Origin of the sequence: Pedobacter sp. (assembly GCF_035317785.1) — a bacterium.
GTDB lineage: Bacteria > Bacteroidota > Bacteroidia > Sphingobacteriales > Sphingobacteriaceae > Pedobacter.
This window is the reverse complement of record NZ_DATHGC010000328.1, coordinates 1-21,357: the sequence shown is the minus strand read 5'-3', so window position 1 is coordinate 21,357 and position 21,357 is coordinate 1. Positions and strand designations below refer to the sequence as shown.

Annotated in this window: 28 protein-coding genes; 21 read left to right on the top strand and 7 right to left on the bottom strand. The window is 45.5% G+C overall.

What is annotated here, in order from left to right; all coding sequences use genetic code 11:
- The first annotated feature begins 41 nt into the window (after nt 1-41).
- Entirely contained in the window at nt 42-1,301 is a 1,260-nt protein-coding gene (locus VK541_RS20515) for a relaxase/mobilization nuclease domain-containing protein (protein ID WP_324372334.1), read from the top strand.
- Nucleotides 1,302-1,488: 187 nt separating this feature from the next.
- A complete protein-coding gene (locus tag VK541_RS20510; protein ID WP_324372332.1) occupies nt 1,489-1,713 on the top strand; it encodes a hypothetical protein in 225 nt (74 codons plus the stop codon).
- Nucleotides 1,714-1,790: 77 nt separating this feature from the next.
- Here the strand turns inward: VK541_RS20510 and VK541_RS20505 are convergent, their stop codons facing one another.
- A complete protein-coding gene (locus VK541_RS20505) occupies nt 1,791-2,288 on the bottom strand; it encodes a hypothetical protein (protein ID WP_324372331.1) in 498 nt (165 codons plus the stop codon).
- 65 nt (nt 2,289-2,353) lie between these two features.
- Here VK541_RS20505 and VK541_RS20500 point away from each other — a divergent pair, with 65 nt between their 5' ends.
- The 3 genes from VK541_RS20500 to VK541_RS20490 are packed head-to-tail and all read left to right on the top strand — an operon-like array spanning nt 2,354 to nt 3,664.
- A complete protein-coding gene (locus tag VK541_RS20500; RefSeq protein WP_324372330.1) occupies nt 2,354-3,025 on the top strand; it encodes a ParA family protein in 672 nt (223 codons plus the stop codon).
- A complete protein-coding gene (locus VK541_RS20495; RefSeq protein WP_324372329.1) occupies nt 3,018-3,365 on the top strand; it encodes a hypothetical protein in 348 nt (115 codons plus the stop codon). The genes VK541_RS20500 and VK541_RS20495 overlap by 8 nt, the downstream gene beginning before the upstream one ends.
- Nucleotides 3,362-3,664, top strand: coding sequence for a hypothetical protein (locus VK541_RS20490; protein ID WP_324372328.1), 303 nt, complete (start codon nt 3,362-3,364; stop codon nt 3,662-3,664). The genes VK541_RS20495 and VK541_RS20490 overlap by 4 nt, the downstream gene beginning before the upstream one ends.
- Before the next feature lie 5 nt (nt 3,665-3,669).
- Here the strand turns inward: VK541_RS20490 and VK541_RS20485 are convergent, their stop codons facing one another.
- The gene (locus VK541_RS20485) at nt 3,670-4,041 is read right to left on the bottom strand and encodes a nuclear transport factor 2 family protein (RefSeq protein ID WP_324372327.1); all 372 of its coding nucleotides are present in this window, start codon (nt 4,039-4,041) and stop codon (nt 3,670-3,672) included.
- A 27-nt stretch (nt 4,042-4,068) separates the two neighbouring features.
- On the opposite strand from VK541_RS20485, the gene VK541_RS20480 reads away from it, so the two are divergent.
- The 4 genes from VK541_RS20480 to VK541_RS20465 all read left to right on the top strand — a co-directional run bounded on the left by VK541_RS20480 (nt 4,069) and on the right by VK541_RS20465 (nt 7,527).
- Complete coding sequence (locus VK541_RS20480; RefSeq protein ID WP_324372325.1) at nt 4,069-4,380, top strand: DUF4134 family protein; 312 nt, start codon at nt 4,069-4,071, stop codon at nt 4,378-4,380.
- Nucleotides 4,381-4,451: 71 nt separating this feature from the next.
- Nucleotides 4,452-4,757 (top strand): DUF4134 domain-containing protein, encoded by a 306-nt coding sequence (locus VK541_RS20475; RefSeq protein ID WP_324372324.1) that lies wholly within the window; start codon nt 4,452-4,454, stop codon nt 4,755-4,757.
- Nucleotides 4,758-5,057, top strand: a complete 300-nt coding sequence (locus tag VK541_RS20470) for a plasmid transfer protein (protein WP_324372323.1) — start codon at nt 4,758-4,760, stop codon at nt 5,055-5,057.
- Nucleotides 5,041-7,527 carry a TraG family conjugative transposon ATPase gene (locus VK541_RS20465; protein WP_324372322.1) on the top strand — a complete coding sequence of 829 codons (2,487 nt, stop codon included), beginning with the start codon at nt 5,041-5,043 and terminating at the stop codon, nt 7,525-7,527. The genes VK541_RS20470 and VK541_RS20465 overlap by 17 nt, the downstream gene beginning before the upstream one ends.
- Here the strand turns inward: VK541_RS20465 and VK541_RS20460 are convergent.
- The gene (locus tag VK541_RS20460; protein ID WP_324372321.1) at nt 7,524-8,729 is read right to left on the bottom strand and encodes a hypothetical protein; all 1,206 of its coding nucleotides are present in this window, start codon (nt 8,727-8,729) and stop codon (nt 7,524-7,526) included. The two genes, VK541_RS20465 and VK541_RS20460, sit on opposite strands and share 4 nt — an antisense overlap.
- A 208-nt stretch (nt 8,730-8,937) precedes the next feature.
- Here VK541_RS20460 and VK541_RS20455 point away from each other — a divergent pair, with 208 nt between their 5' ends.
- The 3 genes from VK541_RS20455 (at nt 8,938) to VK541_RS20445 (ending at nt 11,300) form a co-directional block, all read left to right on the top strand.
- The gene (locus VK541_RS20455) at nt 8,938-9,609 is read left to right on the top strand and encodes a hypothetical protein (protein ID WP_324372320.1); all 672 of its coding nucleotides are present in this window, start codon (nt 8,938-8,940) and stop codon (nt 9,607-9,609) included.
- Nucleotides 9,610-9,686: 77 nt separating this feature from the next.
- Nucleotides 9,687-10,376, top strand: coding sequence for a hypothetical protein (locus VK541_RS20450; protein ID WP_324372319.1), 690 nt, complete (start codon nt 9,687-9,689; stop codon nt 10,374-10,376).
- Nucleotides 10,377-10,622: 246 nt separating this feature from the next.
- Nucleotides 10,623-11,300, top strand: a complete 678-nt coding sequence (locus tag VK541_RS20445) for a hypothetical protein (RefSeq protein WP_324372318.1) — start codon at nt 10,623-10,625, stop codon at nt 11,298-11,300.
- 40 nt (nt 11,301-11,340) lie between these two features.
- On the opposite strand, the gene VK541_RS20440 is transcribed toward VK541_RS20445, so the two are convergent.
- A complete protein-coding gene (locus tag VK541_RS20440) occupies nt 11,341-12,852 on the bottom strand; it encodes a serine hydrolase (protein ID WP_324372317.1) in 1,512 nt (503 codons plus the stop codon).
- Nucleotides 12,853-12,950: 98 nt separating this feature from the next.
- Here VK541_RS20440 and VK541_RS20435 point away from each other — a divergent pair, with 98 nt between their 5' ends.
- Nucleotides 12,951-13,742, top strand: a complete 792-nt coding sequence (locus tag VK541_RS20435; RefSeq protein WP_324372316.1) for an AraC family transcriptional regulator — start codon at nt 12,951-12,953, stop codon at nt 13,740-13,742.
- Between the two features lie 36 nt (nt 13,743-13,778).
- On the opposite strand, the gene VK541_RS20430 is transcribed toward VK541_RS20435, so the two are convergent.
- Together VK541_RS20430 and parS are read right to left on the bottom strand one after the other, a co-directional pair.
- Complete coding sequence (locus VK541_RS20430) at nt 13,779-14,234, bottom strand: RES family NAD+ phosphorylase (protein ID WP_324372315.1); 456 nt, start codon at nt 14,232-14,234, stop codon at nt 13,779-13,781.
- A 2-nt stretch (nt 14,235-14,236) separates the two neighbouring features.
- Nucleotides 14,237-14,701 (bottom strand): type II toxin-antitoxin system Xre/ParS family antitoxin, encoded by a 465-nt coding sequence (gene parS / locus VK541_RS20425; protein ID WP_324372314.1) that lies wholly within the window; start codon nt 14,699-14,701, stop codon nt 14,237-14,239.
- Nucleotides 14,702-14,786: 85 nt separating this feature from the next.
- On the opposite strand from parS, the gene VK541_RS20420 reads away from it, so the two are divergent.
- The 8 genes from VK541_RS20420 (at nt 14,787) to VK541_RS20385 (ending at nt 20,529) form a co-directional block, all read left to right on the top strand.
- Nucleotides 14,787-15,563 (top strand): hypothetical protein, encoded by a 777-nt coding sequence (locus tag VK541_RS20420; RefSeq protein ID WP_324372313.1) that lies wholly within the window; start codon nt 14,787-14,789, stop codon nt 15,561-15,563.
- A gap of 54 nt (nt 15,564-15,617) precedes the next feature.
- Nucleotides 15,618-15,827, top strand: a complete 210-nt coding sequence (locus VK541_RS20415; protein ID WP_324372311.1) for a DUF2683 family protein — start codon at nt 15,618-15,620, stop codon at nt 15,825-15,827.
- Between the two features lie 3 nt (nt 15,828-15,830).
- Nucleotides 15,831-16,118 carry a hypothetical protein gene (locus VK541_RS20410; RefSeq protein ID WP_324372310.1) on the top strand — a complete coding sequence of 96 codons (288 nt, stop codon included), beginning with the start codon at nt 15,831-15,833 and terminating at the stop codon, nt 16,116-16,118.
- Nucleotides 16,119-16,217: 99 nt separating this feature from the next.
- Nucleotides 16,218-17,372 carry a plasmid transfer protein gene (locus tag VK541_RS20405; RefSeq protein ID WP_324372309.1) on the top strand — a complete coding sequence of 385 codons (1,155 nt, stop codon included), beginning with the start codon at nt 16,218-16,220 and terminating at the stop codon, nt 17,370-17,372.
- Between the two features lie 67 nt (nt 17,373-17,439).
- Nucleotides 17,440-18,054, top strand: a complete 615-nt coding sequence (gene traK / locus VK541_RS20400) for a conjugative transposon protein TraK (protein ID WP_324372308.1) — start codon at nt 17,440-17,442, stop codon at nt 18,052-18,054.
- Nucleotides 18,032-18,469 (top strand): hypothetical protein, encoded by a 438-nt coding sequence (locus VK541_RS20395; RefSeq protein ID WP_324372307.1) that lies wholly within the window; start codon nt 18,032-18,034, stop codon nt 18,467-18,469. Before traK ends, VK541_RS20395 begins: the two co-directional genes overlap by 23 nt.
- Entirely contained in the window at nt 18,456-19,676 is a 1,221-nt protein-coding gene (locus VK541_RS20390) for a conjugative transposon protein TraM (RefSeq protein WP_324372306.1), read from the top strand. The genes VK541_RS20395 and VK541_RS20390 overlap by 14 nt, the downstream gene beginning before the upstream one ends.
- A 28-nt stretch (nt 19,677-19,704) precedes the next feature.
- Complete coding sequence (locus VK541_RS20385; protein ID WP_324372305.1) at nt 19,705-20,529, top strand: DUF4138 domain-containing protein; 825 nt, start codon at nt 19,705-19,707, stop codon at nt 20,527-20,529.
- 105 nt (nt 20,530-20,634) lie between these two features.
- Here the strand turns inward: VK541_RS20385 and VK541_RS20380 are convergent.
- Nucleotides 20,635-21,357 (bottom strand): RNA polymerase sigma factor (locus VK541_RS20380; RefSeq protein ID WP_324372304.1); only part of this gene is annotated, 723 nt, incomplete at its 5' end.

Here is a 21,357-nt window from a genome sequence, read left to right as displayed (position 1 = left end):
CCGATGACCCTATGTGTATTTTTTAGATTCTGTTTCTTAAAATGATCGTAAAGATTCTCCAGGCGAGCCGGACCTTTAAGGGGGTCAGGTACAATACCAATAAAGTAGAAAACGATAAGGGGGAACTGATGAAGGTTTCTGGCTTCGGTCCATTACAGGGCCTGACCACCCTAATGCCCCAGGATTATATCAACTACCTGAAGATGGTGTCGGCAAGGAACAAAAGAACGTATTATCCTCAGTTCCATGTGACCATTTCAGCTAAAGGCAAATCAACGGGTAAAGAAGCATTAACTGAAATTGCGACGAACTGGATGAAAGAGATGGGTTACAAAGACCAGCCTTACCTGATCATTTTTCATAAAGATACTGCTAATAACCACGTTCACATTGTATCCACCCGGATCAATAAAGAGGGTAAGAAGATCAACAGCGGTTTTGAAAAGATGCGGGCAATCCAGAACATGAATAAATTGATGAAGCTGGATGCGCTGGAGACGGCACGAATGGACCTGCAAAAAGTACTGGCTTTTAGTTTCAGTACAAAAGCTCAATTTATGCTGCTGCTGGAAGCTAAAGGATATGTGCTGAAGGATTCAGGTGGCAAGATGGATCTGATCAAATTCGGAAAAAAGCTTTTGAGTGTTGAGTTTCAGGATGTCAAAGACCGGATCGCTGGTGCTGTGATTGACAGCAAAAGAGCGGTACAGATCGCGGCGATCATTCATAAGTATAAAAAAGAATATTCCTGCGAACTTCGCTCAGTTGCTATTCCGCTGCCGGGTGGCTTTGAAAAAGCGGGGGTTGGTTTCAGTTCTGATCTGTGCGAGGTATTGCAAGAGAAAATTGGCTTGCAGTTTTTGTTTCACGGCCAGCCGGGAATGGCTCCCTATGGTTATTCGATTATTGACCATGCGCAGGGAATTGTATTTAAAGGAGGTGAGGTGATGGATAAGGAGGTGTTGCTGGCTGAACAGAGAAGTGCCTCTGAAGTTAATATTGGTTTGGATGCTGTGGATGAACTGGACCAGCTTAATAGTAAGATCGAAGCCGAGATCAAATCAGGAATTAGGTATGCCGAGGACCCGGCCGATATGTCCAATCCTTCTTCAGATCATCAGTTCAGCAGTTCAACTGCTCAGCCGTTCCATGAGTCAGGAACTCAGCCAATAAGTTCTGAGCAGTCGTTTGAGCCTTTTCAGCAGCCGATCCAGATTTCAATATCAGATGATATCGATGATGAAGCGATACATGGGCGGAACAGGCATCGGAAACGCCAGGCCAGAACCAATACCAGATAGGTAGCCAAATGGTGATTCTTTTTTTGAATTAAGTCGGAGTTGAATTATTATTTATATATAATTTGATATCGTCTTTTACCAATTCTCAGCAACGTACTTTTACCCCATGAATTTTGAAATTGATAATAGTGATAAAAAAAGTATAGAAGATTTGTTAGCGGTACTTAACGTGGATTTTATAAACCACATGAGGATATATTGGAAGGATGCGGTAAATACTCAATTTAAAATCGTAAAGAAAAAAATTGAGGTTCAAATCCCGGTAATTTATCACGGGGTAGCTTTTAGTATAACCGTAGATTCTGAGAAGATATATTTTAGTGAAATTTCGGGAGCGAACATCCAGACTGAATTGGAGAAATTGAGAAACTCAGTGATTGACTTCCTTTCGGTGTCTGTGGTCTCGGAGTAATCGACCTCTTACCTGAAATCTGAAGTTTGAGTAAATGGAAGTTTCCGGCAAATGATTGCTTTTTATACATTCTATAACTATTCTTTATAATCTACCCAAGTCAGGTTTTCATTGAATTTTGGCACCATCGCCCAGACCTGGCTTGGGGTTTTGCCGCTGGTCATGATAAACCTCCAGTTTTTGCCCGCTGCATCGCTGCTTATGGCCAGGTAGTGTGATATATGTAATGATGTTTTGCCATCGGGGAATTTGAATTTAGTCAGTGACTCAATGGTGCAGTGAAGCTCTTTGCCTGCTCTGTAAAACTTCGATACTTTCCCCAATGATTCGGTTGGCATTGTCAACCCTATGGCTTTAAGGGCCGGTTCACGGGACTGCATTCCCTTGATGAATTTCGCTTTTCCGCCCCTTGATTTGATCTCTGATGGATAAAAATAGTCCACGTAGGCGTTGTAGTCGTTTGCTTTCTCCGCACGGAGCATGGCGGTAGCTGTCTTTTTAACTTCTGCTGCGTATTGGGCGAAGCTGCTGTTGAAAATTAGCAGCAGTGAGATGATGAGGAATGCCTTTTTCATAACGTTAATTTCCAGCCAAAGTAGCAAATCGCTGCGCTATTTACAAAATTCATAAATCTTAATACATGATCATTCTTATCGGAAACCAGAAAGGGGGTGCTGGAAAAAGCACGCTCACTTTACTGCTGGCGAATTACCTGACCTCGGTCAGGAATTGCAAAGTCACAGTCATTGATATGGACTACCAGCAGTCCATTGTACAGAAATACCAGAAAGCGAAACTGCTGGAGAACGCGGAACCATACGAGGTATTAGCGGCGAACCTGGAACAGTTTCCTGCGATGCTTTCGGTGCTGAACGAGAATCCAAATGATCTGGTGTTGATTGATCTGCCGGGAAAGCTGGATGATGACGGGCTGATCCCCGTGTTTCAGTCCGCGGACCTGGTTTTATGTCCGTTCTGTTATGACGAGTTTAGTTTTCAGTCTACAATTCTTTTTGCAGTAGTGCTGCAAAAGATCAATCCCGCGGTGGATATTTCTTTTGTTCCCAGCCGGATCAAGGCGAATGTCCGCTATGAAACCATGACTGAGGTGGATGAGCAGCTGGGAAACTTTGGAATGGTGAGTTTGCCGATTCCGGATAGGGTGGATTTCAGCCGGGTCAATACTTTCAGGACTCCGGTTTCTGTGGTACCCGCGATTGAGCCTGTACTGGACCAGGTGTTTGTCACACATCTTTCTTTCGTTTTGGATGACCTGGCTTTTGATGCCATTAGTAATCCGTCTTATGAGTGAAATCAAATCCCTGGCTGATCAGCTGCGCAGTTCGATCTCTGATCAAAAGGTAATGCCGGTAGTACCGGTAGTTAAGAAACGGGCTGATGGTAAGTCTAATCCTGGTGCGGTGGAGGTTTCTCCAATTTACCGGGAACTTTTGGGCTATGATACTGCTGACCATAAAAGTATGGTTCATGCCCGGCTGGATGCCAAGACCGCTTTGATGCTGAATCATTTTAAAATGGCAACGGGCGTGGACAATATCAAAGTGGTGGCTTTTGCGGTGAAGCATTTGTTTGCTACCCAGCCTGAACTAAAAAAACTGATTAAAAACTTTATAGAAACTTTAGAATTATGACCTGGATTAACTTTTTTACTTTTTGCGGCATTGGATATGCCGTGTATTACTTGATGGTGTTTTTACTGGACAGCCGGGCAGCTCCGGAAGGTGGTGGGGACATTCCTACTGTATTGACCTTCTCAGAGGATGTTGTTCCCGAGAAAATAAGCCTCGCTGATTTTGGGGCAAAAGCTGATGCATCTGTTGAGGCTAAGTTTGAGCCTGCATCTGTTGGAATGGGAGGGGTGTCCATCAAGGAGTTATTTGTACTGGCACAAAAGGATGCCATTCAGTATACCAGGTCAGTGAGCTTCTGATCCTTCTATCTTTGAAAAGAACTGACGTGCTTGATCATCGAACTACCGGCACTGCTGAAGGTAAATATATCGCAGAAATGGTATTCCAGTCCCGATTCAGTAAGCACCGTTCCGCTGACTGCCGCTTCGGGGCCGTGGGTAATCATTTTCGTGATGGTAAGTTGCTGCATTCTGGCAGCATAGTACTGACTTAGGTATGCCAGCGCGGCTTTTTTGTCCGTCTGAATCGTGCCCCCTGGAAACTCCCAGACAAATTGCTCATGCAGAAAATCCATGAGATACCCAGTCTCACCTCGGTAAACGGCTTTATAAAAGTCCTGAAGTAATATTTTCCTTGGCGCATTGCCGCAATCTTTTATTCCTATAAATCCTGCCATTTTCTAATGAATCAATGTGTTAAAATTATGAAATTATTCGATTGGAAACGCTGGTTCTTGTCATTAACTATACCCCTGATGGTGTTCGCAAATGTCCAGGCCCAGCCCGGCATTGCTGAAATGCAGCAAGCGACTGGCCAGTTGAGGGGTTCGTTTTTTTCTGCCCGTGATGCCACCTTGGTACTTGCAGCTTTGTTCGGGATCGCTGGCGCGGTCAATATTTATTACAACTGGCAAATGGGCAAAGGCCATGTAACTCCCGCGGTTGCGGGCTGGTTCTTTGCCAGTTTATTTATGATCCTGTTGGGGCCTTTTTTACAGGGGCTTTTTGGGATTTAGTTACCTCTTTTATTTCTTCTATGTCAGGTCTGTTTCGAGGCCTCCTTTAATGCTATTCTCTATGAACTACGGTGAGAAAAACCAAACATTTACTGGTACTGGCAATCTTGTTTGTCATTACCCACACTTCTTCATTTGCCCAGAGCGGGGTAACCGGCCTGAATGCGGCAACCACTTCCCTTAAAACCTATGTCGGACCTGTTACCAACGTCACCCTGGTGATCGGGGGGATTGTCGGGCTTGTCGGCGGTCTGCGCGTGTATTCCAAATGGAACTCGGGAGATCAGGACATCAACAAGGAGCTGATGGGCTGGGGCGGTTCCTGCCTTTTTTTAGTGCTTTCCTCGCTGATCATCAAGGCTTTTTTCGGCTTGTAGATGGAAAGGGTTTACAATGTATACAAGGGGCTCCAGAAGCCCCTCGTATACAAAGGCTTTGCCGGGAAGTTCATTTACTGGGGTATCGCCTGTTTGCTGGCGGGCCTTGTTCTTGGTTCTCTAGTGATGGCGCTGTTTAGCTTGTTTTTAGGGGTGATCGTGCTGGCGGGCTGCACCTGTGGCGGGCTGTATTATACGGCATCCCAGCAGAAAAAAGGTCTGCATCAAAAGACCCGCTGTAGCGGGCATTATCAATTTCCTTCTAAAATCAACCACCGTATTTATGCAAATAAAGAATGAATTCCGGGTGCCGTATATCGGCATTGATCCCCATCCGGATTATGACCTGCTGTATGGGCTGAACGGGGAATTCTCCGTGGTCATCAGCATGGTCAATCCCGTGGTGCAGTACAGCGGGGCAGTAACTGAATATGATGAGTTTCATGGCCTGTTTAACAATATCATTAAGATCCTGGGCAACGGTTACCTGCTGCAAAAGCAGGATATTTTGTCCCGCTCTGAGTATCCGCATCTGCCCGCGGAGGAATATCTGCAGGGGAAATACAATGCTCATTTTGCAGGGCGCAGCCGCGTGCAGGTATTTACTTACCTCAGCATTACCCGGCAGGTCAAAAAGGGTTCCTTTTACCAGTACGATCCTAAAAGCCTGCGGGACTTCCGGCAGGCGGTCGATAAGGTCATCGCTATCCTGGAGTCCGGAGGGACTAAACCCCGCGTCTTGCGGGAGAAGGAGCTAAATGTACTGATCAAAAGAATACTGGGGATGAATTTCAGCGCTGAGGTGATCAGCCTGGATAATTTCGCGCCTTGTGACACCCATATTGGCTTGGGTGAGCGTGCTTTCAGGAGCATTAGCCTGGTGGACATTGATGCCATTGAGCTTCCTGGAAGTATTGCAGGTCACACCATGCTGGGCGATAATGATTCGGTACGCAGCTTTCCGGTTGACCTGTTGTCCTTTCTGGTCAGGGTGCCGGACTTTGACTGCATTTTATACAACCAGGTCATTGAAATTCCTGAACAGGCAACAACTTTGCGAAAGCTGACTTTGAAGCGCAAGCGGCATTCGGGTATCCCTGATCCGGCCAATCTGCTTTGCGTGGAAGATATCGATCTGCTGCTGAAAGATGTAGCCAAAGACAACCAGCTTCTGGTGAATGCCCATTATAATATCATTGTTTGCGCGGGTAAAGACAAGCTGCAGCCTGCCTGCAATTTCGTGGAAAGCAGTTTGTTTCAAATGGGGATCATACCGGGAAAGAACACCTACAACCAGCTGGAGCTGTTTCGTACTGCTATTCCCGGCAACGGGGTCGAGCTCAAGGCTTACGACTGGTTTTTGACCACCTGCGATGCGGCGCTGTGTTTTTTGTATAAGGAATCGCTGCCGGTAGATGATCCCTCGGATTTTTTGATCCGCTTTACTGACCGCCAGGGCATACCCGTGGGGATCGATGTTTCGGACCTGATGATGCAAATGGGAAGGATCGTTAACCGCAATAAGTTCATCTGCGGACCCTCGGGTTCCGGAAAGTCTTACTTTGTCAATAACCTGGTTGAGCAGTATATGCTGGTGAATATGGATGTGGTGATTGTTGATGTCGGGCATTCCTATTCCGGGTTATGTAAATACTATGGGGGAAAGTACATCACCTATACTGAGCAGAAGCCGATTACGATGAACCCTTTTTCTATTTCGGAGGATGAATACAACATTGAAAAGAAAGATTTCCTGATCACCCTGGTCTGTTTACTATGGCGCGGCGCTGAGGGAACAGTCAGTCATATTGAGCGCGACGTGATTTCCCTGGTCATTTCTTCTTATTATACGCAGTATTTTGGTGGTGGTGGCTCCGAGAGTTTGAATAATGTTTCGGAATTGAGTTTCAATACTTTTTATGAATATGCCCTGGGGCGAATTCCAGAAATCAAGGCTGAGGAACAGATTCCGTTTGATGTGGAAGAATTCCGTTTTGTGCTCAAGAAGTTCTATAAGGATGGTGAATTCCAAAGTCTTTTGAATGAATCTGCGGATAAATCTTTGCTGTCCGAACGCCTGATCATCTATGAAATTGACTCGGTCCAGGACAATAAAATTTTGTTTCCGATCATTACGGTGATCATCATCGATTTGTTCATCCAGAAGATGCGGCACCGTAAAACCCAGCGTAAAGCACTCATCCTGGAAGAGGCCTGGAAGGCAATTACCTCACCCATTATGGCCGGTTTCCTGCTGTATTTAAACAAAACAGTACGTAAGTTCTGGGGGGAGATCATCGAGGTGACGCAAAGTCTGTCTGACATCATTGGCAATCCTATTTTAAAGGACTGTATCATATCTGAATCTGATACGGTGATCCTGCTGGATCAGCGGAAGTTCAAAGACAAGTACGATGAAATCGCGGCCCTGCTTTCCATCAGCGACACCGAGCGCAAAAAGATCTTTACCATTAATCAGCTGGACAACAAGGCTGGTCGGAGCAGATTTAATGAAGTTTACATCAGGCGGGGCAAAATCGGGGAAGTTTACGGTGTCGAGGTCAGCCTGGCCCAGTACCTGACCTATACCACTGAAAAGCCGGAGAAAATGGCGGTCGAGGTATACACCGATTATTTCGGGACTTATCCGGAGGGGCTGGATGCTTTTATGGCTGACCTGAAAATCAGCGGGCTGTCTTTAGGAAAGTTTGTCGCACAGGTTAACCAACGGAAGATCGTTCCTGCCTCGACTAGCCTGCGTATATTCTAGTACTTGTACACCTGCATCAATGCTTCATCTCTTCCATCAATGTAGTTTTTGATCGAGTACTTCACATCGGTATCAGGCTTTAGAGGTCCTTTCTTTCCTTTCCAGGTCTCCCAGTATCTGGTAGAATGGGCAATCACTATCTTAGATTTAGGCAGGCTAAAACCCCTGACTTCGCCATAGTGGTTGATATTGCCACTGGTAGCCTCACCAATGAACATGGCATTCGAGTTTTTTTTCAACTCAACCGCATTCATTACTGCTGATGAGAAGGTTTGTTTGCCAATCAGAACAAAGAACTTTCCTTTCTGATTGAGATAACTGTCTTTGATCTTTTCGATAAATGGATATAAAACTCCAGAATTACCACCGTTATTGTATCGCAGATCGAGGACAATTTTCACAGGTTGCTGCGAAGCTATCAGGGTAAACAGCTCATTATTAAATTTTTCAAAAGGATTGTTCTGCTCATCTCTGCATTCATTGTAATTGAAATAAAGTGTTTTCCTTTCGGAATCATAGTCGGACCAGTAATTTCCTTTTTTCTTTTTAGACAGCAGATCAGAGTTGGCAAAAGCTAATTTTACATTCGCAATATCCTTGTCTTGAATGGCTGCCAACTTGATTTTGATGTGTTTGTTGTTTTTATCAACCAAAGTAAATTCGGCTTCCCCGTCAGAGTCAATGATACCTAAACCCTTTAAAAAAGCGGGGTTATTGATGAAATGGAGAAAATGGTCATCGAAATAAGACTGATTTTCACTTTGAATAACTTCTTTAAATAAAGAAATTACATTATTGACGCTGTTGTTGTTAATGGCTACCAATTTGGCCTGTAAAAAGGCCGAATTGGCCGAATCGATGCCTGTTACGAAAAGTCCTTCCTTAAAGAGTCCAAATTGGATGGGAAGAACTTTAGTGAATTTTGGCTCAACAAAGGTATGTTCGTCGCCAATGCTCACCATTAACTTAAACAGTTCGGTAGTAAAAGTCTCATAATTTAAGTTATCAGCCCTGCTAATAATGGCACCTACCTTCGCCTCGAAATCAGGCTGCGTGATCTTTGCAAAAAGATTGGTATGCTTAACAGGTAAAGTCTTTTTGAGAAATTCTAAATCTTCTATAAAATCAACTTTTGATAAAGTTTGTGAAAAGCAAGTACCGCTAATCAGCGCAAATAGAATGGAAATAAACGTTTTTTTCATATTGGTTTAAGAGCTTACTATAAGTTGGGTCATTCGTGTGGGTCACTGAAAAGACAGATATCTTCTGGGAATGTTGCTCAGGTAGTCCCAATAAACAAAAATAGTTTTCAATCATTTTTATCTATCCAGGAATTTGAAAAGGCGTTTCATAGATTTTGATGAGATGGCGATTGAAGACATGGTTTTATCATTCACTAAAAATAATCAAATGTGTAAATATTTTATCATAGTTATCATCCAAATCGTGCACATTCCGTTGTACGGATTCTCCCAAACCCTTTACGTTGATCCGGTGACCTCAGCAGCGATTTATTCAGGCAGTGCGACCATCGACGGCCAGCTCAACCGAACCAATAACAACCTGACTTTGATCCAGCGCGGACAAATGGCCGTGTCCGGTCAGTTGGTCATCGTAAATGATCTGCAGGACCGGATTTATCGCGGCCTTTCTGAAGTTTCCGGAATCCTGCATTCTCTGACGACCGTGAAAGAGATCACCGACATCGGGATAGATATTGTAAATGATGTCGGAGAGGCGGTGAGCATTGCCAGGTCTAACCCTGTGCTGCTCCTGTTTGCTGAAGAAGGTGCCCGAGAGTTTAAGTTGCGTGCGACGAATTTAGCACTGGAGGTGAGTTCATTTGCGCTTAGAGGCGGTGCGAGTAACCTCATGGATGCCGGAGAGCGGGCGAAGTTACTGAATCATATCGCTTCACAGCTTCGGATCTTACGGGGTATGGCTTATGGTATGCACCGGGCGATGTACTGGGCAAAAATGCAGGGAATCTGGCGGGCACTCAATCCCTGGCAGACCTGGATCAATAACGATGTGCAGATTGCAAATGATGTGATCCGTCAGGCAAAATACCTTAAACGGTAATCATACAAATCACCCGTTTTTTATACTAACCTATGGTATTCCTTATACCAAACCCTCAAATCCTTATACTAAAATTTATGAAAGACGCGCCCATTTGGAAATACTTGAATATTGCATTTCCTTTTTTTTATGCCTTTCTGTTGCTTTCAACTTTTTCTGGTTTTGGACAGAAAAAAGCACTGAACATCGCGGGTATTCACCAATTGGTCGATGCTTCCAAATCAGAATACAGTCTGCAGAATGAGGCGCGGAATCGCCAGGCGGTGACTACCGCCAATGAGCAGCAGAACAAGACGATGCTTGCCCGGCTGAAGATGAAATACCGGGAATTGCAGCAGCGTTACCATGCTTTGGGAACTGTGATCAATGCGGCAAACATCGGGATCCAGGCAACGCCGATGGTCAACAGGATCGTTCAAAACCAGCTGGCGATCTACCAGATGGCCCAGCAGAATCCTGCGCTGATCGGGATGGCTTACCACACCGAGATTGAGTTTGTGAGTAAATCTCGTTCGCTGGTGAATTACCTAATTGGGCTGAGCGTGAGTATTGGCGCAGTTAACCAGATGAAAGCTTCAGACCGTAAAATACTGTTCGATTATGTGCTGACGGAACTTTCCGGCATACAGGAGATTTCAGCAGGGCTGCTGAATTCCATGCAGTATATGGGCACCGCCGGGATGCTGCGCTCATTGAATCCTTTTCAGAATTACATTGACAAGGATAAGGAACTGGTACAGGAGATTATCCGCAATGCGCGTTTTTGAAGTAAAAACAAAAGCTGGTACATCATCCGATGCAGCCAGCCTTCCTTAACTAAAACTAAACTATATTTTTTGGCGTCTATTCCAGATTGGTGTTTGCAAGGCTCATGCCATATGTGAATCTGCCTTTGTGGTATTCTGAGGGTGTTTTTGGTTTGGTCTGCTGTACGGATATGAACAGAACTGAACGATCCCGAACAATACCAGCCTTTCAGGCTGATATATTTTCCTAACCTTTTTTTCGTAATAATGATGAGCTCACAGCATACTTTGATATCCCTTTTAATGGCGGCGGGCCTGATGAACCAGGCAGACGCCCAGCGGGTGGTTTATGACAAGAAACATTTTAAAACGGTCAGTGAAAACGCGGTTGCCCGCCAGGCGGCTGAACTGACGCATAATGAGTACCTGGAGAAGATCGACAAGAATTTGCAGACCATCAATCTGAATGTGGGTTCGGTGGTGCTGGTCCAGACGGTGATCTATGAGAGTTTATCAAACGTGAATTCCGCTTTAAAAAACGGCATTGCAGTTCGGGATATGGGATTGATCATTGCGGATCTGGTGAATTACAGTAACCAGATGCTGGTGATGGCCCAGAGTGAGCCTTACCTGTTGCTATTTGCGGAGGAATTTGGGAACCAAATGAAGGTTCGGTCGGTCCGGCTGGCTACTGATGTTCCAGGCTTTGTGCTGAAAGAGGGCAGTAACGTGCTGACAGATTACAACAGCCGGGATCAGCTGCTCAGAAAGATCACACAGGAATTGCAACTACTTTGTTCACTGGCATACGGCGGCTGGAAAGCGATGTATTGGGCGCGGGAGCGGGGGATTGTTAAGTCGCTGAATCCTTTTCAGGATTTCATCAATCAGGACCGCAGGTATGTTGAGGACATCATCAGGGAGGCGAAATACCTCAAACAATAGTAATTGTTCTTTGCGCTTTTTACGTCTTTAGATACGTTACTCATCCTTTTTGAAGTCGGGCAAGCTTTTCTTTGGCATTCTTATTTTTCTTGTCTTGCTCTATTGCTTTTTTGTATTGCAAGGCTGCATCGTCTTTTTGACCGGTGAGCCTCAATACATCTCCATAGGCTTCAGTCATTATTGATTCGGCCGGAAAGACAGTTAGCCCCGTTTCTATGGCCTGCATAGCCAGTTCTTTGTTTCCAGCAGTAAAAAGATCTTTAGCTCTGTCAATCCAGTCCTGGGGATGCAAATTGTAGTGGGCCTGATCCGACTTTAAACTGTCCACGATTTTGCGGGCAGCATGATTACCCTTGCCAGCTAGGGTAATGGCATAAATCCTTGCTAGAGAAACTTTTTGCTCCAGGGGTGCCACTCTGTTTAATATACGAAGGGCAGAAACAGCTGATGGAATAACTTCTCCTGAACTGATATTGCCAAGCAGTATTACGGTCTGATCCTTGCTGATATTGTGCGCATATTGAGTACCCACACCTGGCCTGCCTCCGGGATGGTAAACGGTTAATCCACCTGTAGTGTCTTTTGGTATGAACCAGCCCAGACCATAGTAGGAAAGTCCATATCCATCGAAGACGATTGTGTTCGCTTTTTTACCATTGTTTAGTACTGACGGAGTCAGTGCTTCTTTTACAGATTGGCTGCTGAGCAGGCGATAGCTGAAAAACGCCTTGTCAAATAAAAGCATGTCATTTACTGTGCTGGTTAAACTTCCCTGGCCGCTGAAGCCCCCGTAATTGTAAATCATCTGATGTTCACCCGGCAAACTGTTGACATTGACCAGGCTGTCTTTAAGAGGAAGGAACTGATAATTTTGCGTACGGTATTTATTCGCCCGGCTGGTGATCAGGTTGTCAACATAGCTTTGTTTCATGCCGGAAGGTTCAAAAATATGAGCATAGAAATATTGCTGTAAAGTCAACCCGGAGCGCTTTTCAATCAGCAGAGCCAGCAAACAAAAGTTCATACTCGAGTAGCGCCAATTCGTTCCTGGCTTGAAATACAGGCGTTTTGGCCAGACTTTTAAAGCGGGAATAATGTCCTCATTTTTATAGATTTTATCAGGATTCGCCTTTGCCAGTGAGTCGAACAGTTCGTATTCAGGAAGTCCTGAGGTATGGTTCAGTAAATGCCTGATGGTGATATCAGGGAACATAAATTCAGGGAAATATTTGTTAAAGGGTTCATCCAGCTTTAGCATTCCTTTTTCCTTTAGCTGGAGTATCGCAGTAGAGGTAAACACTTTGGCAATTGATGCCAGGGCAAAGCCCGATGAGTCTGTATTAAGCTTCTTTTGTTCTAGATCCTGATAGCCGAAGGACCTTTGGTAGACCACTTTTCCTTTGTCTGCTACTAGCAGGTTGCCCATCAGCATTCCATGCTCAGCCTGCCAATTGAAAACGCTGTCCATTTTGCGAACCGTTCCCTGCGCGCGACTTACGGAGTTGCTCGACAGCAGCACGCCAAGAATAAGGATTGTATTAATGAGTTTCATGATTCAAAAGTAAGTCACCGGTTCTCCAAAAAATAGTATGAGATTCATGTTTGTGCTATCGAAACAATTTGACTAATTTAACCTTGTAAACAGACCACATGCAGGTATTAGAAAAAGGAGAATATGTAGGAGGCGTAATCCGTGAGATCAGGGATGAGCAGATGCTCGCTAGTGTGAGTACTTATGACTGCTCGCTTTTCAATGACGCCTGGCACTGCCATGTTAATGCCCATATCAGTTTTGTGCTCAATGGGGGGTGTTCGGAGAAAAAACAATCTTCTTATGAGCGGTTGCCGGGAAAGGCAACCTTTTATATGCCGGGAGAGCCGCACCAGATCATCAATATGCAAAATTCCACACATATTAATTTGGAGATGGACAACGCTTTTTTTCAGCAATATGGGTTGAAAGAAGAAAGTTTTGCGGCGATGATCAATAAAACGCCGGACGCTAAATTCCTGATGCTGCAGGTATTCCAGGAGCTCGGTGCCGATGACACCTTTACAGGAACCTCGATTCATATGTTGTTGCTGCATTATTTGCGGCAGGCGAAACTTTGGGAATCGGACAAGAAGATGCCACCCTGGATCTATACGATTCACAGCCTGCTCCATGACCGCTGGAACGAAAACCTCCAGTTATCGGACCTCTCGGCCGAATCAGGTGTACATCCTGGAACCATATCTCATTATTTTCCAAAATATTTCTCCTGCACCTTGGGTGCCTATATGCGTAAACTGAAAGTTGACAGGGCACTTTATTTGATCAAGTCCTCAGAGATGACCCTCACCGAAATCGCATTGGAATGTGGCTTTTTTGACCAAAGTCATTTCATTAAAACTTTCAAACAACTCACTGGCTATTTGCCGGCCCAATACCGTACGTTGTAGATATTGTCAGAGAGTCAAAGTATTAAAGCAGTAGCCTTATTTTTTGATCCTGCTGTCAAATTCAAAAGGAGAGATGTTCATCACTCTTACCGCTTTAAATTTACTGGATTCTGGATTGATCAAATAGTTGTATTCCTGCTGGACCACTACCGAGGGAACCCTGAGGCAGAGGATCTTTTGGTCTTTAAAGTAGCTGCTGCCGAAATCTTTGGCGGATTGGGGAGCTGGAAGCTGGTCCCAGTCTTGTGGAAGGTCTTTGTCTGGAACGGTCAGGATATCCTTTTCAGGGATCTCATAAGTAGTAACGCTTAGATCGTCCGGAAGAAATTCCAGTTCGACGTTGGAGGCGAATTCTAAAACCGCCAGCGCGCGGCTGGCTGAGGTATAGATCAGTACTGTTCCTTTGTTGTTCCAGCGGCCGCCATAGAGTTTTGCGCCGGTTCCTTCCAGGTCGCTTGCATAGCTGGTTCTGGATAAACGGTATACCAGCATGATTAAGAATAAACTCCGTGCTGGATCCTGCCTATAATGCTTTTGACTTCATCGATTCCAAAAATCGTATCCATCACTTCTAAAGGGATGCGGTTGCCCAATGCCCTGTTAACGGTCTGAACCCATTTATTGAACTTGTCATGGTCACCGAAAACCTGGTAGCCGAAGCTGTAAACATCCATTAAAGCGATCACCTTTTCGCTGATCGATGGGCTGAAAGTATCTTTTCCCTGTTTTTTATGTAAGGTCGTCTTTGTAGTTCCAAGCACAACGGACAGGTGATCGTAATCAATGTTGATGGCCTGCTTAAAAGAAACCAGGCTGTCTTTGCTGATGCCGGTCTTTACGCTGGCCATTTTATCAAAATTCGACCATGACCTGGCAAGCCAGTCCAAAGCTGCATTTGCTGGTTTGTCTTTTCTGCTGTTTTTTTCGGCGGAGTTTGCTGTAATCGTCCTGGTTGCCATAGTAAGATTTTTTACTAAGGTAAATAAAATTATTTACTTAATCAATTTTCAAGCCGGCCCGCCGGTTCACCTTAAAAACAAATTTATGAACAGATTATTTTTTTTAATTGCACTTTTTACTGGTTTGCAATGCACTTATGCCCAAAGGGCAATTGAAGACAAGGCCATGATCTACCAGCAGGAGCGCATGGTTTACAAGCAGTGGGACCGGGGGAAGTTTGAACCCGGTTCGGGCTTTCTGGGGCTTAACCCTTATTACTGGCTGACCTGGGGATTGCATCCCAACTACCCGGATACCGACCGCAGGCCGCTTGTCGCCTGGGGACCGCAGTCGCAGCGGCTGGGCATGGTAGGAACGATGAACGGAGTGAGTAACGGCTATAAGCTGGAAGCGGATACACTTCGCAACACTTCACTGCTGGAAATAGCCAATGTCAGCGGTGCTGTGTCTGCTGCTGATCCATTATGGATCTTGTATTACAATAAGGAGCTGAAGCCGGTAATGGAACATTCCCCTGCTTCGATGTTAAACCCGCTAGCCCCTGCGGTTAGGGCTAAAGTGCTGTCTGAAGGTTTGTACGGCTGGTACAAGCATGAACTGGAAGTGCTGAAGGAGCGGATAGATGGGGCCAGAACAGCAGACATGGACCGGGGTTCCCGGATCCTGGCTTATCACCGGATGCTGCAGGAGTACAGGGTGCTTTCTGCTACCTGGGCGACCAGGACTGCGAATGGAATGAAATCGATCAATTTGACGGGAGAGCGGGATAAGGTAAAGCAGGGGCAGGTACCCATTCAAAACTGGAATCCAGATTCAGATGTAGAGATTGCTAACCAAGTGATTCAAAGTCGAAAGTATTGATTTATTGGCATTCCAATTATTCTTTTTAGCATAGGAATTTGTATATTTGTTCATATGGAAAGCATACTGATACATCCGGAAAGCAACGAACAATTGAAAACGATTAAAGCTGTGCTTAAAGCGTTGAAAGTTCAGTTTGAGCCTCAGGTAGTAGAGACTAAATTGCCTGATCATGTTTTAAAAGGTATTGATAAGAGTTTGCAGCAGTTTGAACAGGGCGAATCCATTTCGCTGGCAGAGTTCAGTAATAAACACCTCAAATAATCTATGAGTTTACCAATTAGGTTTTCTCCTGAATCAGAAGAAACCTTCCAGGCATTGACCTTGCAGCTTGCTGAGCGTTGGGGCGATGCTTTTGTAGCTAAACTAAAAGCAAAGGTCGCTAAAAGCCTCAAGGCGATTTCTAAAAATCCTTTCCTATATGCTGTTGCCGATGAAGATCGGGATGTCAGAAAATGTGTTTTACACGGTAACTGTTCGATGTTTTATAAAGTGACGGAGCATCAAATCATGATCTTGTACTTCTGGGACAATAGGCAGGAGCCGATACTATAAAATTAGCATCTAATATTTTTAATCATTCTGACCGGATCAACCATCCGGTTTTTTTATGCCCGGATTTTCTGCCGGGGTTAATCTTTAAATCAATTTCTTATGTATAAGTATTTATTAACGGCAGTCCTGCTGCTGAGCGGTATTGGTATGTCTTATGCGCAGACCGGAACCCCTGATTACAAAAAGTCCCTGGAATTCCTGCAGGGCAATGGGGTGTATGAGGAAGGGGTGATGGTCTTTTTAAAAGGGATGAAGGACTCGATCTGGACCCATTTCGATCTGTTCATTACCGATGCCAAGGCCCTGGCCGCCATTTTTATGATCATCTTTTTTGCGATTAAATCTTATGAAATGATGTCGGGGGATAAAAAGCTGGAAGTGATGCCGCTTTTGCGCCCCTTTGGTTTGACGATGGTGATCCTCTGGTGGGGTGCCTTCGCTAAAATGATCGCTTTTCCGACTGATCTGATCGCGCTGAAAACCGAGGAGATGTATAGGAGCGAGCAGAGCAACGTGAATAACCTGCGCTTTGCCAGGGCGGATTACATGAACAAGGTGGCCAATGCGCTGTATACCTTCCAGGCGCAGACCGAGGTGGCTGAAAAGGAATCCGACAGCTGGTACGGCCAGGCCTGGGATGCGGTAACCAGTTCGGTGAAGGAAGGTATTTCTACTGTAGTCACCCCGCTGATCGAACTGAAAAACCGGATGGCTATCGGCCTGCAACTGCTGATGACCCAGCTTTTAGAGCTGATCGGCATCTGGATACTGAGAATTGCGGTGTACGTGATCTTTATCATCCAGATCATTTACTCGAGCATCCTGATCATTTTAGGCCCTTTTGCGGTGGCGGTCAGTATCCTGCCTGCATTCCGTGATAGTTTTTCAACCTGGATCGCCCGGTTCATTGCGGTGAACCTGTACACCGGGATCGCTTACCTGGTGATGTACATCATGGCGCTGATGCAGAAATATGCCATGACCTCGGAGATCGGTAAATATAAAGAACTGCTCGGTCCGGAAGGCACTGAAGGCGGCCTGGCTAAAATGGCAGTCTTTGCCGGCAACGGGATCCTGTCCTTTGGGACAGTGATCATTGTTTTCTTTGTCGGGGCGATCTGTATGTTCACTGTGCCAAGTATTTCCACCTGGATCATCTCCACCTCGGGGATCACTTCCGCTGCATCAAGCTTTGGCCGTGGTTCTTCTACCGTTGTGGGGATGGCCAAGAAAGCCACCGGCAAGTTCTTTTAGCAAGCTGCCTTTTGATTGATATTTCTCTTTTATTAAACGCTCCATCTCTTATTTGTAATTCTTTTTTATGCTCATCAAAAGCATTGAAGGCAAGATCCGCCTGGCTTCGCTGGTGTCCGCCGGCAGCCTGCTGGCCTCTGTACTGATCTCTGCTTTGTCACTGTTTTCTGCCTATAAACAGGTAGCTAATGCGAGGCAAAGCGTTTATATCCTGGACAATAATGTTCCGATCCTGGTCCGTCAAACGGACGTGCAGATGAACCGGCCCGCAGAATTTCGCGCCCACATCGATTTGTTCCACGCCATCTTTTTTTCGCTGACCCCGGATGACAAGTACATCCAGTACCAGATGAAAAAGGCGATGTACCTGATCGATGAATCCGGTATACAGCAGCTCAATAACCTCAAAGAGCGGGGTTATTTCAATTCCATCCTTTCCTCCAGTTCGGTGCTGACTTTGGAAACGGATTCTATTGTGCTGGATATTCCCAGGAAGTATTTCCGGTTTTACGGGAAGCTGAAAATTGACCGGCGCAGCGCGACACTGCTGCGCTCGCTGGTCACTGAAGGCTACCTGAAGGACATCCCGCGCAGTGATAACAATCCACACGGCCTGCTGATCACAGGCTGGAAAACCCTTGAAAATAAAGACTTAGAAAATGTTCAGAAAAATTCACTCTAAAAGAGACCCGTCGCATACGCTGTTTTCCGAGATCCGCAAAGAGTTTGCGGTTTACTTTAACAGGGCCTGGGCTTATTTATCCGCCTTGCTGGTTAAATATCCCCGGCAGGTATTTGTACTGATGGTTTTACTGATGCTGTTTTCTATGGCGCTTTCTTTTACTGTCTTCCGGCATTCTGAAAAGAAAGTAACTCCTGCTGAAGCTTTAGGAGCTCAGCGCAACCCCGTGGAAGCCGGGATCTCTGAGATCATGGAGAAAACCAGGGCTTTGCGGGAAATTATTGCTATAAAAAAGCAGATCGAATTTTTGATCGGTAAAGGCAGCTTAACCCCGGCAGACAGCCTGCATCTGGAAAAAGCAATTGACAGGTTACATCAAATCACCATTAATGCCAATAAGTATGATCCCAGATAGATTTAAAAAACCCAAATACGTGATCCCGCTGATCGCCTTTCCTTTTTTGTGCCTGTTCTTTTATGTGTACAGGCTGAACACCGGGGAGCCTGTGGCTGCTGTGAAAGAAAAGGCCGGTATGCAGGATCAGATCGGAAGCGTTTCTACTGAAGTCCAGAAAAGGGACTTTGAGGATAAGCTGGATGCATTTAACCAGCAGTATAAAGAGGCGGACGGGAACTCTGCAGTTAATCCAATAGAAGAGCAAGGGCAGCTGGATTCCATTGATCGGATGATGAAAGAGCGGTTCAGTGGGGTTGGTTCTACCGGCTTGCCGTATGCCAGCGGCCTGTCTGCCCAGCAGCAGGGCATGACCAGGATGTCCAGGCATGACCAGGAACTCAGTTCTGCTTTAGCAGCATTAAAAAATGGTTCTTATGCTGGTGGTAACGCGGGCACTTACTCTGGCGGTAATGCAGGTAAGGGTACCTATGCGGCTCCAGTATATGAATCCCCGCCGCCAGTAAATCAAAAGGATCCCATGGAAATGTTCAAGGCTCAAATGGCGTACATGGACAGCGTGAGTAAGGCTTCTGATCCGGAGTATAAAGCGGAGCAATCTCGGCAGGGGGAACTGAAGAAAATTGAGGAACTGCGTAAAAACCAGCCTAAGCTGGAAGTCATTCGTGAACGGGAGTATTCTGGGGTATTCAATACTTTGCTGCCGGGTAAGACCGAAAGCTTTATTACTGCGGTGATTGATGAAAACATCACCGGGTATGCGGGATCCAGGATTCGGCTGCGGCTGTTGGAAGACATCAGGGCTGGGAATTGTTTGGTTAAAAAGGGAACCTACTTGTATGCGCTGATTTCTGGTTTTGGGGATCAAAGGGTTACCCTTACTGTTCAGTCGATTTTATTTGGGGGTAAGATACTGCCTGTAAAGCTCGACATCTATGATGCGGACGGTTTGCCGGGACTCTATGTTCCCGAATCTGCTTTCCGGGAATTCACCAAAGACCTGGGCGGGAATTCGATGCAGGGGGTAAACCTGCAGGGGAGCAATGCCGGGAACCAGTTTTTAATGAGCAGTATCGATAAAGTGTTTCAGTCCACCTCTTCTGCTATTGCTTCGGTGATCCGCAAGAACAAAGCAAAGATCAAATACAATTCCTATATCTACCTGATCGACCCCGAAGCGCTTCAGAACGCGCAAAAGAACTATTAATCATTCGTTTACTATTTATCCTTTATTTATGAAATCCAGAATTTTATTAGTGGCTGTACTGTTAGCTACAGCCATGACTTCTTACGGGCAGAAATTGCCGGTGGTTTTATTGCCCGAACTGGCTACCATACATTTTCTTTCTCCTGAGCCGATCCAGTACGTGGATATTTCCACCAAATCCATTGCTGGGGATCTGCCCCTGAAAAATGTGCTGCGGATCAAGCGGGCGCCTGATTCGGCAGGTAAAAAAAGTTTTGTTGTTGAGCCTTCGGATGCGGTGATCACCATTGCCGGGGAGAAGTTCATCGCCCAGTACCGGGTGGTCTTTGTCGCTGATCAGGCGGGCAGGGAGTTTCAAACGGAGGTTGAGGTATTGCCCGAACATTCCCGCCCGCTGGAGGTGCCGGGCATTTCTTTATCTCAAAACCAGCTTCGCACCTATGCAACTCAAATGCTGTTTAAAAAGAAACAGAATGACATTGCTCATGCTAAGGCTTATGGAATAGCCGGAAACGTGAATAATTTGGCTACTCTGGGGGATTACATTTTTGTTGACGTGGCTTTTTTGAACACCACTAACCTGAGGTACGATACCGAGGAGGTCCGGTTTAAGGTGGAGGATGAGAAGATCAATAAGGCTTCTACAGTACAGTCTTTTGAGCTGAAGCCTGAGTTTGTGCTTTTCGGGCAGCATAGTTTTCGCCGGAAATACCAGAATATTTACGTGTTCAGGAAATTCACTTTCCCGGGGCACAAGGTGCTGAAAATTGAACTCAGTGAAAAGCAGGTCAGCGGGAGGGTGATCAGTTTGAAATTGAAATACAAGGATGTGCTGGAGGCGGATACCTTATGAATAGAGGCGTTCTCAACAGAAAACCCCCAAGCATCTAAATGTTCTAAATGCTTGGGAGCTAACTGAAAAACTGGCAGAGTGAAAGGGGCTCCAGCTTAATGTCTTTTAGTCTGCCTTATTCCGGTTCTGATCAAAAAAGTTGTCTACCTGACCGATTGCCGTCCTGGTGCATCTCATAATAATATCCTGCAGGTCTGCGCCTGAGCTATGCAGGGGGTCAATAGCTTTTACCAGCTTTGTCCTCAGGATGAAAAGTTCCGCCCGGTTGAATTTATTGGACTCTTTGACCAGTTCCAGTTTCATTCGCTGCTCCTGCTGATCCTGTTTGGGATTAAATATTCCATTCAGCTGACTGCATTGGTCGCAGACGCCATTTTTGTTGACCAGGGCACAACGATGATCAAAAACGTTGGTCAAAGTATCTCTGGATAGGTTCAGCAAATGTTTAACGACGCCTTCAGTTTTTTCCAGGATGAGGCATATTTCTTTGGTTTGAAAATCGTAAATGTCCTTTAAGATCAGTGCGACCTGGTTTTCTATGGGCAGGGTTTTCGAGATGCAGGTGAAACAAAAGTCAATGTGCTCTTTCATTTCATAGGCCCCTGCACTGGAGGTTTGGTGAACGGTCCCGAATGACTGCTGAATGTCTTCGCTGCCGATGGCTAAAACCGCTCCCTGATCCTGGGCGTCAGCCGGCCATCTCTTTGATTTTCTTAAGTGATCATAAGCCAGGTTGGTTGCTATTTTGAACACCCAGGTTTTAAGGGAGGAATCCTGGTTGAAGGTGGATATTTTGTCAAATGCCCTGATGAAAGTATCATGTGTCAG

What these genes read in the sequence shown, in the direction of transcription:
- VK541_RS20515 (WP_324372334.1), top strand. Translation starts at nt 42, where the DNA reads ATGATCGTAAAGATTCTCCAGGCGAGCCGGACCTTTAAGGGGGTCAGG.
- VK541_RS20510 (WP_324372332.1), top strand. Translation starts at nt 1,489, where the DNA reads ATGAGGATATATTGGAAGGATGCGGTAAATACTCAATTTAAAATCGTA.
- VK541_RS20505 (WP_324372331.1), bottom strand. Translation starts at nt 2,288, where the DNA reads ATGAAAAAGGCATTCCTCATCATCTCACTGCTGCTAATTTTCAACAGC.
- VK541_RS20500 (WP_324372330.1), top strand. Translation starts at nt 2,354, where the DNA reads ATGATCATTCTTATCGGAAACCAGAAAGGGGGTGCTGGAAAAAGCACG.
- VK541_RS20495 (WP_324372329.1), top strand. Translation starts at nt 3,018, where the DNA reads ATGAGTGAAATCAAATCCCTGGCTGATCAGCTGCGCAGTTCGATCTCT.
- VK541_RS20490 (WP_324372328.1), top strand. Translation starts at nt 3,362, where the DNA reads ATGACCTGGATTAACTTTTTTACTTTTTGCGGCATTGGATATGCCGTG.
- VK541_RS20485 (WP_324372327.1), bottom strand. Translation starts at nt 4,041, where the DNA reads ATGGCAGGATTTATAGGAATAAAAGATTGCGGCAATGCGCCAAGGAAA.
- VK541_RS20480 (WP_324372325.1), top strand. Translation starts at nt 4,069, where the DNA reads ATGAAATTATTCGATTGGAAACGCTGGTTCTTGTCATTAACTATACCC.
- VK541_RS20470 (WP_324372323.1), top strand. Translation starts at nt 4,758, where the DNA reads ATGGAAAGGGTTTACAATGTATACAAGGGGCTCCAGAAGCCCCTCGTA.
- VK541_RS20465 (WP_324372322.1), top strand. Translation starts at nt 5,041, where the DNA reads ATGCAAATAAAGAATGAATTCCGGGTGCCGTATATCGGCATTGATCCC.
- VK541_RS20460 (WP_324372321.1), bottom strand. Translation starts at nt 8,729, where the DNA reads ATGAAAAAAACGTTTATTTCCATTCTATTTGCGCTGATTAGCGGTACT.
- VK541_RS20455 (WP_324372320.1), top strand. Translation starts at nt 8,938, where the DNA reads ATGTGTAAATATTTTATCATAGTTATCATCCAAATCGTGCACATTCCG.
- VK541_RS20450 (WP_324372319.1), top strand. Translation starts at nt 9,687, where the DNA reads ATGAAAGACGCGCCCATTTGGAAATACTTGAATATTGCATTTCCTTTT.
- VK541_RS20445 (WP_324372318.1), top strand. Translation starts at nt 10,623, where the DNA reads ATGATGAGCTCACAGCATACTTTGATATCCCTTTTAATGGCGGCGGGC.
- VK541_RS20440 (WP_324372317.1), bottom strand. Translation starts at nt 12,852, where the DNA reads ATGAAACTCATTAATACAATCCTTATTCTTGGCGTGCTGCTGTCGAGC.
- VK541_RS20435 (WP_324372316.1), top strand. Translation starts at nt 12,951, where the DNA reads ATGCAGGTATTAGAAAAAGGAGAATATGTAGGAGGCGTAATCCGTGAG.
- VK541_RS20430 (WP_324372315.1), bottom strand. Translation starts at nt 14,234, where the DNA reads ATGCTGGTATACCGTTTATCCAGAACCAGCTATGCAAGCGACCTGGAA.
- parS (WP_324372314.1), bottom strand. Translation starts at nt 14,701, where the DNA reads ATGGCAACCAGGACGATTACAGCAAACTCCGCCGAAAAAAACAGCAGA.
- VK541_RS20420 (WP_324372313.1), top strand. Translation starts at nt 14,787, where the DNA reads ATGAACAGATTATTTTTTTTAATTGCACTTTTTACTGGTTTGCAATGC.
- VK541_RS20415 (WP_324372311.1), top strand. Translation starts at nt 15,618, where the DNA reads ATGGAAAGCATACTGATACATCCGGAAAGCAACGAACAATTGAAAACG.
- VK541_RS20410 (WP_324372310.1), top strand. Translation starts at nt 15,831, where the DNA reads ATGAGTTTACCAATTAGGTTTTCTCCTGAATCAGAAGAAACCTTCCAG.
- VK541_RS20405 (WP_324372309.1), top strand. Translation starts at nt 16,218, where the DNA reads ATGTATAAGTATTTATTAACGGCAGTCCTGCTGCTGAGCGGTATTGGT.
- traK (WP_324372308.1), top strand. Translation starts at nt 17,440, where the DNA reads ATGCTCATCAAAAGCATTGAAGGCAAGATCCGCCTGGCTTCGCTGGTG.
- VK541_RS20395 (WP_324372307.1), top strand. Translation starts at nt 18,032, where the DNA reads ATGTTCAGAAAAATTCACTCTAAAAGAGACCCGTCGCATACGCTGTTT.
- VK541_RS20390 (WP_324372306.1), top strand. Translation starts at nt 18,456, where the DNA reads ATGATCCCAGATAGATTTAAAAAACCCAAATACGTGATCCCGCTGATC.
- VK541_RS20385 (WP_324372305.1), top strand. Translation starts at nt 19,705, where the DNA reads ATGAAATCCAGAATTTTATTAGTGGCTGTACTGTTAGCTACAGCCATG.